This is a genomic window from Eisenbergiella massiliensis (assembly GCF_003435485.1).
In genome coordinates this window covers 49,781-65,475 of record NZ_QVLV01000022.1, presented here as the reverse complement: position 1 = coordinate 65,475, position 15,695 = coordinate 49,781, and the positions used below count along the sequence as shown (strand labels likewise).

Genomic DNA, 15,695 nt, shown 5'->3' with positions numbered 1-15,695 from the left:
CTGCCGCCTGCCATATGCGGGACGCGCTGGGGAACGCGCAGACGGCGGGTATGGATTTTTACATAAGCACCGGCGCGTTGATGGCAGCAGATATGAGGAAAGGGAGCGGCAGGAAGCCGCAGTGTGCAGTGCCGGGTGGCGCACACGGACAGGTACCGCAGATGAAGTACAGAAAAGTATATATCAGATTAATTATTACTTATTTGGCAATCTTCCTGCTTCCATTGATCATCAATATAGTTACGCTGGAAAACATCTCGGTTTCCACGCGGGAAAATATCTGTGCCAGTGTATATTCCAATATGTCCCATACCATGGACATGCTGGATAATAATTTCCGGGAAATCAATACGATTACTGCCCGGCTGACCGCAAACAGCAATATCCGGTATATTGCCACGCAGATGGATGAGGAAGATAAGAAGATAGAGATATCCAAGATACAATACGCACAGGAATACATGGCAGCCATGCAGATCCAGACGTTTGTGGAGGAGTATTATGTGTACTTCCAGGATGCGGATATGGTTATTACACCGGACAGCGTATATCTGTATAAGGACACCCTGCGTTCTTTTTTCCGGTATGGGGATATGTCCTGGGAGGATTGGCAGCTGATGCTGAAGGGGCATTATTCGGAGCAGTTCTTTCCTGAGCGGATGACGATGCAGAATGGCAAACAGGAGGAGCGGCTTCTTTTCGTGCAGTCCCTGGTAACCGATTCCGGGGTAAAGGGATGCCTGGTTTTTCCCATCCGTTCGGAGGGTGTGAAAAATCTTATGCGCGACGCTTATATTTCCCAGGATGGCTGGGCATATCTTCTGGATAAAAAGGAGGATGAAACGATTCTGAGGGTCCCTGCGGCAGACGGTACGTTTGAGCTGGTGCCGGAGGAAATTTTAGGGAATGGAAGGGCGGTCCAGGAGGTGACGCTGAATGGAAGAAAGGCGGAGGTCATCCGCATTGATTCCGATTACCTGGGGCTGACCTATGTTTCCGTGCTACCCAAGGATTACATAACGGTGCAGATTAATAAGGATCAGCAGAAGCTGTTTTTGCTGATTGTGGCCGTGCTGTTTGTGGGAATCGGGAGCATCCTGCTGGTATCCTGGAAAAGGGGGAAAAGGATTGACGGTATCCTCCAGATGCTGTTCAGCCTGGGATCAGAGGCAGAGGAAGAGCTGAAGGGGGATGAGATGGAGTATATATCCAATTCCCTGAAACAGCTGATAGATAATAATGCGGGGCTGCAGGAGAGCATCATCCGGCAGAAGCCGGTGACGAGAGGGCTGCTGCTGGAGCGGCTGCTTCACGGCGGAGAGGGTGTGAGCCTGCAGAGCCTGGAGGATTACGGTATATGTCTGCGGGGAAATAGGATGCTGGTAATCGCCTTTCTGATTGGCGGCCCGGATACCTCGGAGGTGGAAATGTATACCGGTGAAACGGTGGTTTACAAGCAGGTGCTGCATCAGGGGCTGGAACCAATCCTTTCGGGAGACAAGTACATGTGCGATACGGATATGGATTCCTGTGCCGTCATCTGTACGCTGGAGGATGATTTCCAGCAGCCCAGGGCGGGCTTTCTGGAGAAGCTGGAGCATATGAGCGAGACGTTCTGGGAGGAATACGGCGTAAGGGTGCGGATTGCCGTGAGCAGCATATGCAAGGATATGACGGAAATCGGCAAGGCCTATGATCAGACCTATGATATGCTCACCTACGGGGCGGGTGAAGGAAAATACGTGTTCTTTTACGGGGATTATCAGGACAGCAAGGAATATTATTATTTCCCGGTGACGCTGGAGGAACGTCTGGTGAATGCGGTTCGCACAGGGAATGTGGAAGCGATGCACGCGCAGCTGAGCGAGGTATACCAGGTGAACGTGCTGACCAGGAATATCAGTCCCACCATGATGCATTTCCTGGTAAACGATTTGCAGTGTACGGTATTTAAGGTGCTTCACAGCCTGAATAACCGGGTTGAAATTGAGGAAGAGGAAATTTACCGCCAGCTGGAGCAGCTGAGCCGTGAAAACGACATCCTCCTCCGGTTTAACCGGATCAACAGTCTGTTCAAGTATATCTGCGACATGGTTAAGGCGGCCAATAAGGAAAGCAGCAGCAGGCAGGCGGAGGAGATTGAGGAATATATCCACGCCCATTACTGCGACAGCGATATGGGACTGACGAAAATTGCGGATGATTTCGGATATGCCAGCACCTATTTTTCCAAGCTGTTTAAGGAGCTGTTCGGGGAGAATTTTGCCACTTATCTGGAGAGAATGCGCATAGAGCAGGTATGCAGCCTGCTGAAAAAAGGGCTGACCGTGGAAAAGATCGCGGAGCAGACCGGATATAACAGCGTATATGTAATGCGGACGGCTTTTAAAAGGATAAAGGGAATGACGCCCAATGAATTCCGGAAGCTGAATTATGACAGGAAGGAATGAGGATAAAGATGGACAGGAAAATGGTATTGGACAGGATACCCCGCCAGTTTTGTGAAGGACCCTTCTGGGGAAATGGGAAGATGGGGGCAGTGCTGTATGTGCAGGACGGAAAGCTCTGTATTTCCGTGGATCATGTAGGCCTTTGGGAGCTGAGGGAAACACTTCCGGATGAGCCGAAGGCCGTATTTTCAGAGATCCTGAAGCATAAAAAGGAGTACCTGGAGGGGGATCCCGCTTATGTGGAGCAGACAGATATTTTTGAAGAGCATATAGGCAGGACGAAGCTGCCTGCCCTGGCGATGGAGTTGCAGCTTCCGGGATCGATTACCGGCTTCAGGGCGGAAACGGATCTGGAAAAGGCGGAAACGTTTCTTTCCCTGGAAATGGAAGGGGACAGGAAGGCGGAGGGACGGATCTATCTGGATTCCTGCGTCAATATCCTTATGATTGAGCTGCAGGGAGAGGGAGCCAATTCCCTGGAAGTGAAGGCACTGGGCTGGGATTTGGATTCGCCCCGTCTCAGGCCGCTTAAAAACTGGAATTATGAGCCGTGCATCCAGACGGAAAAGGAGGGCTGCTTTGTTGTCCGCCAGCACTTTGGCGGCGACAGGAGCGCTGTGCTGAATGCTGCGGGGCAGGCCTTTAAGGAGGCAGGAAAGGAAGGGCTGCGTCTGGCGGTCAGCATCAGGACCGGGACGCAGGCGGAGGAAGAAACGATGGCGGAGGAAGGAAGCGCCCTTGTGCTTGACTATCTTGCGCGGACGGAAGTCTTCCTGGAGGCGCACCGCGGGGACTGGGAAAAATTCTGGGGCGGCTTCGATATCCGGGTGCCCAATGAACGGCTGCAGGAGGCCTTTTGGCAGGAGATGTTCAAGCTTTACTGCAATGAGCGGGAAGATTCTTCTCCGGTTACCCTGCAGGGGGTATGGAATCCCAACCACCGCATGCCGGCCTGGTTCGGGGATCTGCACAATGATTTGAACGTGCAGTCCTGCTACTGGCCTGCGTATAAAACCGGCAATGTGAATCTGGTACGGCCTTACATCGATTATTATTCCGCGGCTTCGCAGCGTTTTATGGAGAGAACCTGGAAATTATTCGGCATCCGGGATGCGATCCATATCCCTACCATGATGGCGCCGGACGGAACCGGGGCCGCCTCCGAATGGTGCTTCTGGAATACCATTCTGGGGCCGGAGCTTTTCGTATCCGTGGACTTCACCTGGTTTTATGAATACAGCAGGGAAAAGGATACGCTGAGGGATAAGATTTATCCGTTTGTGGAAAGGGTGCTGCATCTGTATCAGGGAATTGCCTTTGAAAAAGAGGACGGTTATCTGCATATTCCCTTTACCACCTCTCCTGAGGTGGATCGGGACGGCCATATGCTTCTTTCAGATGATGCCACCTTTACCTTGTCCTGTCTGCATTATCTGTGCCGGAAAATGGAGGGCTATGCACAGGTTCTGGGGCTGGACGGTTCGGGCTGGAAAGCCTTTGGCGGCAGGCTGGCGCCGGTGAAGACGAATGAAAAGGGACTGCCGCTGTTTGACGGGATCGATGTGTTTGCGTCCCACAGGCATTTCTGCCACCTGTTTCCCATTTATCCGCTCTGTGAGGAGGCGCATAATGAGGTGGCGCAGCGTTCCCTGGATACGGCGATCAATCAGGGCTTCCTGGAATTTGCCGCGTTTTCCTGCCCGTACCTGGGGATTATGGCCTCCCGGTGTGGAAGAGGAAATATGGCAAGAACGATGCTGGAATTATACTGTATGGTATTCCGTTCCAGGAATTCCTTCACCGTAAACGGAGATCCTTATCAGAACGGCATACTGCGGATTTCAGATACCAATGCGGGAGAAAGCTCCGATGCCTTTACGCTGGAAAGCGGCTTCTTTGTTCCCACGGCGCTGTGTGAAATGTTTGTGCACAGGGCGCTGGATACGTTCTGGCTGCTGATGGGGATGCCGGATGAGTGGAAGGGCGCAGGCTGCAGCGGCCTGACGGTGGAAGGCGGGCATAAGCTTACGATTGACATGGAGGATTACCGGATCAGCCGTGTGAAGCTGACGGCCGGGTGCGAAGAGACAATTACCCTCCGCTGGAAAGGGGATAACCCAGTGAAGCGGATACTGAAAAACGGCGTGGAGGAGGAGGGCTGCGGCTTTACGGAGCTTATGCTTCCCCTTCGGATGCAGGATGAATGGGTGATTGAATTTTAAGCTGTTTATGTATGATTTGCCATAATAGTCCGGGACGGTTTCCGTCCCGGAGTGTTACGGTTTATAACAGGCGGCTGCGCCTTAAAAGCAGATGGAGGGATAGGTATGAAGGATTTACATTTGATATGCAATGCGCATATTGATCCGGTATGGCTGTGGGATATGGAAGAGGGGATTTCCGCGGCTATTTCCACGTTCCGTATGGCGGCTGTTTTCTGTGAGGAGTATGACGGGCTGGTTTTTAACCACAATGAGGCGCTGATTTATCATTGGATTGAAGAGATGGAGCCAGCGCTTTTTGCAAGGATCCGGAAGCTGGTGAAGGAAGGGAAATGGCATATTATGGGGGGCTGGTATCTGCAGCCCGACTGTAATATGCCCAGCGGGGAATCCTTTATCCGGCAGATGGAGAGCGGCAGGGAATATTTTCTGGAAAAATTCGGGGAGGCTCCCTCCACTGCCATCAATTTTGATCCCTTCGGCCACAGCAGGGGGCTTGTCCAGCTGATGGCGAAGGCGGGGTATGATTCCTATCTGTTCTGCAGGCCCGGCCAGGGGAACTGCCCGCTTCCGGCGGACGATTTCATTTGGGTTGGTTTTGACGGTTCCCGGATCGCGGCGCACAGGGCGGATTCCTATGGCACACTGATGGGAGAGGCCGGAAAAACAGTGGAGGAATGGATGGATCGGCAGCGCAGCCGGCCGGAGGGGGATCAGCCGGCAGTGGGCTGTGTCCTCTGGGGCGTGGGAAACCACGGAGGCGGGCCGTCCCGCGCGGATCTGGAAGCGCTCAGGGAGCTGAAGGAAAGGACGGAGGACTGGAATCTGATCCACTCCACGCCGGAGGCATATTTTGCGGCAAGGAGTGAGGCTGCAAAAAAGGCGGGGATAACGGAGCCTGTGGTGGAAAAGGATCTGAATTACTGGGCTGTGGGCTGCTATACGTCCCAGATAAGGATAAAGCAGAAGCACCGTGAGCTGGAAGGGGAGCTGTGTGTGACTGAAAAAATGCTTTCCCAGGCGGCGCTGCGGGGTCTGCTTATTTATCCGTATGAGGAGCTGAAGGAGGCGCAGGAAGCGCTGATGTTCTGTGAATTCCATGATGTCCTTCCCGGTTCCTCCATCCAGGAGGTTGAGGAGGGCGGCCTGAGGATACTGGATCACGGCCTGGAAATCGTGCACAGATGGAAGCAGAGGGCTTTCTTTGCCCTGCTTTCCGGAGAGGAAAAGGCGCAGGAGGGGGAATATCCGATTCTGATTTACAATCCCCATCCTTTTCCTGTGGAAGGTATTTTCCAGGGAGAATTCCAGCTTGCCAACCAGAACTGGACAGATTCCTATGCGCTTCCCGTGCTCAGCCAAAACGGGGAGGTTCTGGAGAGCCAGGTGGAAAAGGAAAGCTGCAATATGAATCTGGACTGGCGTAAGCGGGTGACCTTCCATGCGGTTTTGCAGCCGGCCTGCATGAACCGTTTTTCCGCGAGAATCCAGATGGTGGATAAGAAGCCGGAGCGTGCGCAGGTAAGCGGTGACGACAGCTTTGTATTTGCTAACGACAGGATCCGAGTAAAAATCAACCCGCAGACCGGGTATCTGGATTCCTACTGTGTGGACGGTACGGAGTATCTCAGGGAAGGCGCTTTCCGGCTGGCTGTGATGAAAACGGACTGTGATCCCTGGGGAATGAACCGGTGCAGCTACAGGGAAGAGATTGGGAGCTTTCATCTGATGGATGAGAAAGAGGGAAGCCGTTATTCCGGCACCCTGAATGAACGTCACGCAGGAGAGGGATGCCTGATTCCCAGCGTCCGTATCATTGAGGACGGGCCTGTAAGACGGGTGATTGAGGCGGTTTTTGGTTATGGAAATTCCCAGGCTTATATCCGGTATTATCTGCCGGCCAAGGGTACAAAGGTGAAAACGGAGGTCCGTGTTAACTGGGCGGAAAAGGGAGCTTTTCTGAAGCTGGAGCTTCCCACGGCGCTGAGGCCGGCGGCCGCGCTGGCGGAAACGGCCTATGGTGTGATGGAGCATGAATGCGACGGAAGGGAGAAGGTATTCCACCGGTGGTGCGGGCTGTTTGACGAGAGCGCGGGCAAAGCGCTTACAGTGATAAACAAAGGAAACTACGGCGTAGATTTCCTGGAGGGCACCATGCGGATTTCCCTTTTGCATTCTGCGGTATATGCCGCGCATCCCATCGGAGACAGGCCGCTGCTCGTACAGGATCGCTTCCTTCCTTATATTGATCAGGGGGAAAGAATTTTTGAGTTTGAAATGAATGCGGGAGATTGCAGGGAGCGCCGGGAATTCATTACCCGGGAGGCGGTCTGCTTCCAGGAAGCGCCCATGTCGGTGCCGGCCTTCCCCTCCGGAGAAGCGGAAGGAAAGGAAGCTCCGGAAGGCGTGGTTTGTGTGGACGATCCGGCAGTGGTGCTGTCGGCCCTGCGCAGGGGAAAGAAAGAGAAGGAATTTCTGCTGCGCCTGTTTGAATCCACGGGGCAGGAAAGAAAGGCATGTGTCAGCGTGCCGGTCCTCCATGCGCAGTGTCAGGTGTTGATGCACCCCTTTGAGGTGAAGACACTGAAGCTTTCGGCGGATGGAAAAACGCTGGAGGAGTGCGGAATTTTTGGTGAATAGGCGGGGCGGTAAACTTCGGCATATGTGAAAAAATATTTTTGCAATCTGTATGCCCTGGTCTTTCGTATGCCCTTGATTTTAAAATGAAAAGCCGGTCCCCGGAGAGTAGTTTCTCAGCTTCAGGGATCGGCATTTTTATTCCCGCGAGCAACGAGGGCTTTGATTTTATGGATTCAGCAGCCAGTCAATAACATTGATTACTTTGATGCCGTTGTAATTGCCGGCGGTGAATCTGTCCAGCGTGAGGACGGTTTTTTCATAATTGTCACGGATGGATTCCAGCGGCCTCATTTCCCTGGAGAAGGTTTCTTCAGAGGTCATGTCCGCAGTTACCTGGAAATAGCAGCAGGCATCCTGACTGTGTGCGACGAAATCAACCTCCGTGTTCCCTGATTTTCCGATATTGACCTGGTAGCCGCGGCGCAGCAGCTCAAAATAGACAATATTTTCAATGGAGAAGCCTAAATCATACTTCTGTCGGGGGAGCATGTGGCTGCGCAGCCCCAAATCAACAACGTACCATTTGGAATTAGATTTCAGAAGTTGTTTTCCAACGATATCGATACGATCGGCTTTATAAAATATAAAGGATTCCTTCAGGGCTTCCATATAATCACTTACGGTGTTAGGGGAGATTTTACGTCCGTTTGAGGTCAGATAATCCGTAACACTTTTAACGGAGACGGGACTGCCGACCACACTTGCCAGATAGCGGGCGATTGTTTTCAGCAGTGCAATATCGGTTATTTTCCGCTTGGACGGATCATTTTCCCTGCGGTTCTGCCGGTCTTCGATATCCTTTATTATAACGGTATTATAAATACCCTCCAGATAGACCGCAGCCTTTTCCGGTGTCTTTTTCATTGTGGACAGATATGGAAAGCCGCCGTAGCGCATATAATCCGCAAAAGCGGCATCAGGTGACAGCTCAGGAGCCGTTAAAGCATAATAATCCCGGAAGGAAAACGGCAGCATGGAAATCTCCACATATCTTCCGGTCAGCAGTGTTGCCAGATCACCGGAAAGCATATAGGCATTAGAACCGGTGATGTAGATATCCGTCATATCCTTTATATAGATACTGTCTACTGCTTTTTCAAAGGAATCCACTTTCTGGATTTCATCCAGAAAAATATAAGTCATTTTCCCCTCGCAGAGCCGTTCTTTTATATAACGGTACAGAGCTTTGTAGTCCAGCAGCTCTTCATATTCCAAATCTTCAAAATTGATGGAAATAATCTGTTCCGGTAAAATACCACTCTGCAGAAGCTTTTCCTGATATTGCTTTAGCAGAGTGGATTTACCGCATCGGCGGATTCCGGTGACTACTTTGATAACCTGTTCGTCTTTCCAGTCATATAGACGCTGTAAATATTCTTTTCGCTCAATCATCGCATCTGCCTCCTGTTTATTCCCGCGAGCAACGAGCCAAGTAGCCATGCTTGCATGGATATTTGGCGACTGCCGTGAGGGTCAAAGACCCCGCTGCTCTGCAGCGCTGCAAGTTTGATACCCAGTTGCTTGCAGCGGGGTCTTTGACTATTATTCCAATTATAGCATATGATATTCTTAATAACAATAAATATTCCGAAATGGGAATTTAAGTATAATTTTTAAAATAAAATTCCGAACAAATCCGCAGTGCTAAAACTATAGGACGGTAACGAACAGCCTGTCTATAGCTGGCCGGCTTTGAAAAAACTGCATTAATGCCGGGAAATAAAACGAAGGGCCGGGAAACAGCGGATTTATGCTGGATTTCCGGTCCTTTTTATTTTTTCCCTTTTTTGAACTTATAATATATCAGAGGAAATTTACTGTGTAGGCGCTTCAGCTTCATACAGGGTGGTGCTGTCCACCAGGGCCGCCGCTTCAGATTCGGTGAGCGGGGCCTGTGTGGACACGGAGCAGGTGTAGCCGCCGCGGGACCACAGGAGGAGGGACCATGCGGTGCCGTCACCCTTCAGTGTCAGCTGTCCCCAGGGCCGTTCCAGGATCTGTGACTGCGTATACTGGTTATAATCGCCGCTTATGTCATCTCCCGGGGCATTCTTCTGTTCTGTGATGCGGTAGGTGAGCTGTGAGCCGTTTTTTTCATATATAAGCTGTGCCATCTCTCCATTCAGGATGGAGCAGGAACGGAGGGTATAGCCCTCTGGAAGCTGTGCCGGCAGAGAAAGCGGAAATGGCAGGGCATCCGCCAGGGAGGACGTATCCGGGTATTCCACGATGGGGGAAGCTATTTGGACCGGCGGCTGTTGGGATTGTCCCGGGGGGAAGCCGGTTTTCAGGCGGGGATACAAGAACAGGGTGAGGACAGCCAGGGCAAAGCAGGCGGCCAGGGCGGCGGGAATGGGAAAACGCCGGGGGAAGGGGGGCTGTGGCTGTATCTGCGGAACCGGGGCGGTGCGCGAAGCTCTGATTTTTTCCAGAATGCGCTGTTCCATGTCCGGTGTCAATTTAATGTATTCTTCAGCCTGTTGATATTTATTCTTCAAAATCATACGCCTCCTTTAACTGTTTTTTCAACATACCCCGCGCGCGGAAGAGAAGGGAGCGCACGGTGGATTCCTTTGCGCCGGTCAGAGCGGCAATCCGGGCGGCAGTCATTTCTTCCTGGTAGTAAAGGTGGATAACCTCCCGGTATTTTATGGGAAGTGTGGATACCGCTTCCCAGACAAAGGAAAGGTCTTCGGGCATGGCGCAGGTGAGGGATTCGGGAAGCTCCTCGCAGCTGCGGCGTCTGTTGGCCTTCAGGCGGTTTTTGCTCAGGTTGATGGCCACCCGGAAGAGCCAGGCCTTTTCATGCTCCGGGCTTTCAAAGGACGGGGCGGAGGAGAAAAGGCGGAGCATGGTTTCCTGGAGGATATCTTCGGCGTCCGGCAGGTTATGGAGATAAGACAGCGCCAGACGGAGGATGGGGGAACCATAGCGGTGCAGGGCTTCCTCGGGGGAGAGGGGAGGGCAGGAGCGGGATGGCCGGGAAATCAGAGAGGCCTGGCTGGCATGGGAGGCCTGGCTGGTTTTTGGGCCCTGGCTGATTTCGGTGACCCGGCTGGTTTTGGAGGCCTTGTTTTTTGGCAGATGGTGGAGAATCCCGGCGGCCCGCTCTGATGATGACGGGGACACGGCGGCCTCCGGAGAGGGAGAAAGGTCCGCATCCTTTTTAATAAAGCGGCAAAGCCTGTACAGGATAAAACGCAGCCATCCGCAGGCAAGCAGGTACAGAGGGGATCGGTTCTGCCCCGGGACGGCTGCGGTCCGGCTTATGGAACTGCCGTAATTCATAATGTGACTCCTCCTTTCATACGGCGCGGAATGCTTCAGGCGATGCTTTCCACCAGTTCCTGCAGTTCGTTTTCGGTGATGCCGTCTGTGGCGGTCAGGCTGTAGGTATAGCCGTCCGCTTCCCAGACCGCATTATAAATCAGTTCTCCGGCGCCGCTGCAGGTGAGTATATTTTCAACCGCTTCCAGTGTTTTTGTGAATTCGTAGGAGTTGTAATCTCCGCTGATATTGCCGGAGCCTTTTCCTATGCGGTAGGTGATAGTCTTTTCCCCATTTTCGTATCTTATCTGTACAAAGGCCGGATCGGAGGAAGAAACGGCGGCAATGGCGGCGGTTTCATAGCCGTCCGGCAGAATGGAGGGCACGGCGGCGGTGAAGCCCAGAATTTCATTAGCGTCCTCTATGGAGGCGCAGGGGATAAATGGGTTGGGAAGCTGCGCTGAGCCGGCTTCCTTTGGCGTGGCGGAAACGCCGCAGGCGGTAAGGATACCAAGGGATACAAGGGACAGAGCAGTGATAATGCATAGGCTTAGTTTTTTCATATCGGATTCTCCTTCATGCGTTTTTATGTTTCTGCTTTATATACAACCGGGAGAGGAAAAACGTTGCACGAAAATATAAAATTTTTAATTAATTATATGCCAGGGGGCGGGGATGTCAAGCGGGAGGGCTCCAGAAGGGCTTAAAGCGGTTGGGTGGTCATCACTTTGGCAGTAGTGGCGCGGCAGGAGTTACAATGTTATAATTGCTCTAAAGTGCGGTGTAATATGTACATGGGCTTTGGCAGGGTTTACTTAAGGGATATCATGCACGAGGGGGAAAAGGCATGGATAAAACAAGTACGGCAAATAACGGTACAGATAATGTCAATAAGGATAAAACAGGCAGCAGGCAGGCGTTGAGGAAACTTCTGGAAAATGCAAAGGTACATTTTATGCAGCTTGGGCTGAAAAGGAAGACAGTTATTTTTGTTATGAGCACGTTTATCGGCGCCGTCCTTTTTACTTCCTTTATATTTGGCGTGATTTACAGCAATACCTGGAAACGTACGGTCATTAACCACGTTAAAAGTATTGAGTCGGAAAAAGAAGACGGTAAAATTTCAGGAGCAGTTGAATCTATTGAAAAACAGTGATAAAATAAACGCAAGCATAAATTTCTAACGAATCTTGGCCTATGTGCCGTCTAATTTCCATTCTCAATTCAGAAACTCTATGCTTACTATCCAACAAAGAAAGCAGGAGCGGCTGATTGGGAAGGTTGCTCCGCACACAAACAGAAAGGAGCAGCTTATGGCAGAAGAACTGCACGTAGTAAGAAATCAGAAGGATACGGTTTTCCGAATGCTATTTCGGGAAAAGAAGGAACTGTTGGAGTTGTATAATGCACTCAATGATTCAGCGTATAACAGCCCGGAGGACCTGACAATCTGTACCCTGGAAAATGCGATTTATATGAATTTTAAGAATGACATCTCATTCCTGCTGGATTCCGAGATGAATCTGTACGAGCACCAGGGTTCGTATAATCCCAATATGCCGCTGCGGGATTTGGTGTACATTGCCAAGCAGCTGGAAAAATATACGCGGGATGAGACCATATATTCTTCCACGCTGGTGAAAATTCCGGTGCCCCGGTTCGTGGTATTTTACAACGGCACGGACGGGCAGCCGGAAAGGCAAATCCTGTGGCTGTCGGATGCTTTTGAAAAAGAGACGGCAGAACCGGAGCTTGAGCTTAAGGTACTTATGCTGAACATTAATTTTGGACATAACCAAGAGCTGATGGATAAATGCCAGACATTGAAGGAATACAGCCAGTATGTGGACCGGGTCAGAAAATATGCAAAGAGAATGCGGATTGAGGAAGCGGTTGAGCGGGCGGTAACGGAATGTACCAGAGAAGGCATTCTGGCAGATTTCCTGTCGTCACAGAGAGCGGAGGTGATAGCGGTGTCAATCTTTGAGTATAATGAAGAAGAGGAAATGAGAAAAATCCGTGACAGCGAGTATAAGAGCGGCAAAGAAGATGGGATTGCCTGTGGTGAAGCTGAGACGATAATATCATTAATCAGAAAAAAATCGGAAAAGGGCTTTGGTATAAATGAAATAGCCGACATACTCGAGCTGGATGTTTGTTATGCAAAGAAAGTGCTTGATTTGCTGGCGGAAAATCCCGGCAAAACTGATATGCAGGTTGCGGAACTTATTATTGGACAGGTATAGGCGTTTAGTTTTATTAAAAATTTGTAACTGTTGATTACCCCTCACAGTTACTACTTGACGGAATGTATCAGGGAAGGGATTCTGGCAGATTTCCTGTTGTCACAGAGAGCGGAGGTGATAGCGGTGTCAATTTTTGAGTATAATGAAGAAATGGAAATGAAAAAAATCCGCGAAAGTGAGTATAAAAGCGGCAAAGAAGATGGAATTGCCCAGGGGATCGCCCGCGGAGCTGCACTTGGTGAAGCTGAGACGATAATATCATTAATCAGAAAAAAATCTCAAAAAGGCTTAGACATAAATGAAATAGCCGATATACTTGAGCTGGATGTTTGTTATGTAAAGAAAGCACTTGATCTGCTGTCGGAAAATCCTGATAAAACTGATATGCAGGTTGCGGAACTTATTATCGGCTTGGTATAGACGTTTAGATGTATTGTAGCATGAGTTATAGTAACAGACCGAATACCTGAACGATTACAAAGCATGATAAAAAGTCTGCAATAAAAAAAGTCTTGTGTATTCAAGGCTTTTTTTATTTGCTATAATATGGATGATATCCCAAAACTTTTAAATAACTGGAAGGAAATCAAAGCCCCCGCTGCAAGCAACGAGGTATCAAACTTGCAGCGCTGCAGAGCAGCGGGGGCTTTGAACCTCGCGGCAGTCGCCAAATATCCATGTAAGCATGGCTGCTTGGCTCGTTGCTAGCGGGAATAAAGATAAGTCAGGAGGAAGCAGCTTGCGCAAACTTAAAGGAATATTATTGTCCGTCCTGCTTTCCGGCGCCGTATTTTTTACCGGCTGCCAGGGAAATGGGGGCGGTGAGGCGGCGGTTATGAGCCAGGACGAAATCAGCGTAATCAGCCATACATTTAATCATAACAGCTTTGTGGACAGTATTTTTATGATCCTGCCGAAGGACTGGACCTATGATACCTATGAAAAGATCAATGCAGGCGAGAAAATGGACAGCTACGAATGGGGCTATGACCTGTACATTGACGGAGACAGCGGCAATGAAATTTCCATTTACGGAACCAAAGGCGTGGAGGAAATGCCGCAGGATGAAGGGATGGATTTCAGTACGGCAAACGGGCTGCAGGGAAAAAGGTATGTGAAGGAGATTGAAGAGGACGATGGCAGTGTGGTGCGGGAGGAGTATCTTGTGCTGCACATACCGGACAATGATTTTGCTGTCTATGTTGTTTCTTATTCAATATCAAATGAATTGTATCAGGAAAAGAAAGAAATTTTGGAAAACTTCCTGATTAATATCGGGGTATCCAGCGTTGCGGTGGAATGATGCGGCGCTGGATTTTTTCCTGTCAACTGAAAAAATGCGGCAAAACAGGAAATGTTTTCTCAATGCCTCAATGCTAAGATAGAGTCAGCAGAAAAACTGGCGGGTAACACAACGGCAGAGATTAACTGCGATGGCCGGGAGGCCGGAAATCAGAAAAAGGAGATACACGCTGTGGATTACCGGGATACAATACAGGAGAGCCTGGATTATATTGAAGATAACCTGGATACGGAGATTACGGCGGAGGAGCTGAGCAGCCGTGCCGGATTTTCCCTGTTCTATTTTTACCGGCTGTTTCAGGCGCAGGTAGGCATGCCTGTCATGCAGTATATTCTGCGCAGACGGCTGGTGCATGCCATCTATGACATCAGCTGCGGAGCAAAAATGGTGGATGCAGCCCTTCGCTATGGCTTCGATACCCATGCCGGCTTCTTCCGGGCTTTCCGGCGGGAATATGACTGTTCCCCCTCCAATTATCTGAAACGGCATAAACCCAAACGGCCATACAGAATCAATTTGAGGCAGGAGGGACATGTGATGCTTACACAGAAAAAAATTAAGGAAATACTTTCCCATTGGGGAATGGAACAGGAAAAAATCAGCAGCTTTTATTATGAATCCAGCGGCTTTAAATCCGACCGATGCTGGTATGTGGGAGAAAATTATCTTCTCAAAACGGGTGAAAACCTGCCGGCTTTGAAGCGGCACCTGGAGGTGTCGGAGGCAGTGCGTCAGGCCGGACTGGAGGCTGCCGTATATGTTCCTGCAAAAAACGGGGAGAAATACATAATGGATGAAGATACGTATTTCTGCCTGACCCGGATGCCTGAAGGCGAATTCCTGCTGGCCCGGGATTTATACGCAGAGCAGGGAAATTCCAGGGCACGGTACGTGGGCGAAATCCTGGGACAGCTGCATCTGATAATGAAGGATATGGAGGAACAGGAGGAGTATCAGGAGGATGCTCTGCTGGCCAGTATCAAGGGCTGGGCGTTGCCGGGCGCGCGCAGGGCGATGGAACTGCCCGACGAATTCTGCAGTGAATTTGAAAAAGGGCTGGAAGCGCTCTATCCAATGCTCCCGGTACAGCTGATTCATCACAATCCTACGCCCAGCGATTTCTTAATCAGGCAAGGAAAGCCGGCAGGGTTTATAGAATTTGAAAATACCGAAAAGGCGATCCGGCTCTTTGATCCCTGCTATGTTTCCACGGGCATACTGTCGGAAAGCTTCGAAGACGGCAATGAGGAAAAGCTGCGGCAGTGGGGATTGCTCTATCAGAATATCCTCCGGGGCTATGACAGCGTCAACCCGCTGTCTGAAAAGGAGAAGGAAGCGCTTCCTTATATTGTATTTTCCATTCAGATGATTTGCGTGGCATATTTTTCGGAGTCGGAAAAATATGCGGAGCTGGCAGAAATCAACCAAAAGATGCTAAGACAGCTGATCGCACACAGGGATATGCTGACACTGGAATAAAATTTCGTAAAAGGACAGCCTTTGGGGGAGACTCCGGGGGCTGCCTTTTTTAGTACCAGATTTGCAATGTATACATCTGTTTTTGAAC

Annotated in this window: 12 protein-coding genes; 8 read left to right on the top strand and 4 right to left on the bottom strand. The window is 50.4% G+C overall.

Features of this window, described 5'->3' with window-relative positions:
* The first annotated feature begins 50 nt into the window (after positions 1–50).
* The 3 genes from DXC51_RS23100 (at position 51) to DXC51_RS23090 (ending at position 7,312) form a co-directional block, all read left to right on the top strand.
* Complete coding sequence (locus tag DXC51_RS23100; RefSeq protein WP_181970176.1) at positions 51–2,450, top strand: AraC family transcriptional regulator; 2,400 nt, start codon at positions 51–53, stop codon at positions 2,448–2,450.
* Positions 2,451–2,458: 8 nt separating this feature from the next.
* Positions 2,459–4,672, top strand: coding sequence for a glycosyl hydrolase family 95 catalytic domain-containing protein (locus tag DXC51_RS23095; protein WP_147332398.1), 2,214 nt, complete (start codon positions 2,459–2,461; stop codon positions 4,670–4,672).
* Between the two features lie 105 nt (positions 4,673–4,777).
* Positions 4,778–7,312 (top strand): glycoside hydrolase family 38 N-terminal domain-containing protein, encoded by a 2,535-nt coding sequence (locus tag DXC51_RS23090; RefSeq protein WP_117545504.1) that lies wholly within the window; start codon positions 4,778–4,780, stop codon positions 7,310–7,312.
* Between the two features lie 165 nt (positions 7,313–7,477).
* On the opposite strand, the gene DXC51_RS23085 is transcribed toward DXC51_RS23090, so the two are convergent.
* The 4 genes from DXC51_RS23085 to DXC51_RS23070 all read right to left on the bottom strand — a co-directional run bounded on the left by DXC51_RS23085 (position 7,478) and on the right by DXC51_RS23070 (position 11,142).
* A complete protein-coding gene (locus tag DXC51_RS23085) occupies positions 7,478–8,704 on the bottom strand; it encodes an ATP-binding protein (RefSeq protein ID WP_117545503.1) in 1,227 nt (408 codons plus the stop codon).
* Between the two features lie 422 nt (positions 8,705–9,126).
* On the bottom strand, positions 9,127–9,810 hold the full coding sequence (locus DXC51_RS23080; RefSeq protein WP_147331882.1) for a hypothetical protein: 684 nt from the start codon (positions 9,808–9,810) through the stop codon (positions 9,127–9,129).
* Positions 9,800–10,600 carry an RNA polymerase sigma factor gene (locus DXC51_RS23075; RefSeq protein WP_117531124.1) on the bottom strand — a complete coding sequence of 267 codons (801 nt, stop codon included), beginning with the start codon at positions 10,598–10,600 and terminating at the stop codon, positions 9,800–9,802. Before DXC51_RS23075 ends, DXC51_RS23080 begins: the two co-directional genes overlap by 11 nt.
* 35 nt (positions 10,601–10,635) lie before the next feature.
* The gene (locus tag DXC51_RS23070; RefSeq protein WP_025490428.1) at positions 10,636–11,142 is read right to left on the bottom strand and encodes a DUF4367 domain-containing protein; all 507 of its coding nucleotides are present in this window, start codon (positions 11,140–11,142) and stop codon (positions 10,636–10,638) included.
* A 284-nt stretch (positions 11,143–11,426) separates the two neighbouring features.
* On the opposite strand from DXC51_RS23070, the gene DXC51_RS23065 reads away from it, so the two are divergent.
* From DXC51_RS23065 to DXC51_RS23045, 5 genes are all read left to right on the top strand, one after another.
* Positions 11,427–11,735 carry a hypothetical protein gene (locus DXC51_RS23065; RefSeq protein ID WP_025490429.1) on the top strand — a complete coding sequence of 103 codons (309 nt, stop codon included), beginning with the start codon at positions 11,427–11,429 and terminating at the stop codon, positions 11,733–11,735.
* A 157-nt stretch (positions 11,736–11,892) separates the two neighbouring features.
* Positions 11,893–12,825, top strand: a complete 933-nt coding sequence (locus tag DXC51_RS23060) for an RpnC/YadD family protein (protein WP_243003257.1) — start codon at positions 11,893–11,895, stop codon at positions 12,823–12,825.
* Positions 12,826–12,948: 123 nt separating this feature from the next.
* Positions 12,949–13,245 carry a hypothetical protein gene (locus DXC51_RS23055; protein WP_049942404.1) on the top strand — a complete coding sequence of 99 codons (297 nt, stop codon included), beginning with the start codon at positions 12,949–12,951 and terminating at the stop codon, positions 13,243–13,245.
* A 319-nt stretch (positions 13,246–13,564) separates the two neighbouring features.
* Positions 13,565–14,128 carry a hypothetical protein gene (locus tag DXC51_RS23050; protein ID WP_025490432.1) on the top strand — a complete coding sequence of 188 codons (564 nt, stop codon included), beginning with the start codon at positions 13,565–13,567 and terminating at the stop codon, positions 14,126–14,128.
* A gap of 171 nt (positions 14,129–14,299) precedes the next feature.
* Positions 14,300–15,607: a helix-turn-helix domain-containing protein gene (locus DXC51_RS23045; protein WP_025490433.1), complete on the top strand. Its 1,308-nt coding sequence runs from the start codon at positions 14,300–14,302 to the stop codon at positions 15,605–15,607.
* Positions 15,608–15,695 lie beyond the last annotated feature (88 nt).

Coding starts and splice junctions, on each gene's coding strand:
- DXC51_RS23085 (WP_117545503.1), bottom strand. CDS start 8,704: ATGATTGAGCGAAAAGAATATTTACAGCGTCTATATGACTGGAAAGAC.
- DXC51_RS23065 (WP_025490429.1), top strand. CDS start 11,427: ATGGATAAAACAAGTACGGCAAATAACGGTACAGATAATGTCAATAAG.
- DXC51_RS23060 (WP_243003257.1), top strand. CDS start 11,893: ATGGCAGAAGAACTGCACGTAGTAAGAAATCAGAAGGATACGGTTTTC.
- DXC51_RS23100 (WP_181970176.1), top strand. CDS start 51: ATGGATTTTTACATAAGCACCGGCGCGTTGATGGCAGCAGATATGAGG.
- DXC51_RS23070 (WP_025490428.1), bottom strand. CDS start 11,142: ATGAAAAAACTAAGCCTATGCATTATCACTGCTCTGTCCCTTGTATCC.
- DXC51_RS23075 (WP_117531124.1), bottom strand. CDS start 10,600: ATGAATTACGGCAGTTCCATAAGCCGGACCGCAGCCGTCCCGGGGCAG.
- DXC51_RS23095 (WP_147332398.1), top strand. CDS start 2,459: ATGGACAGGAAAATGGTATTGGACAGGATACCCCGCCAGTTTTGTGAA.
- DXC51_RS23090 (WP_117545504.1), top strand. CDS start 4,778: ATGAAGGATTTACATTTGATATGCAATGCGCATATTGATCCGGTATGG.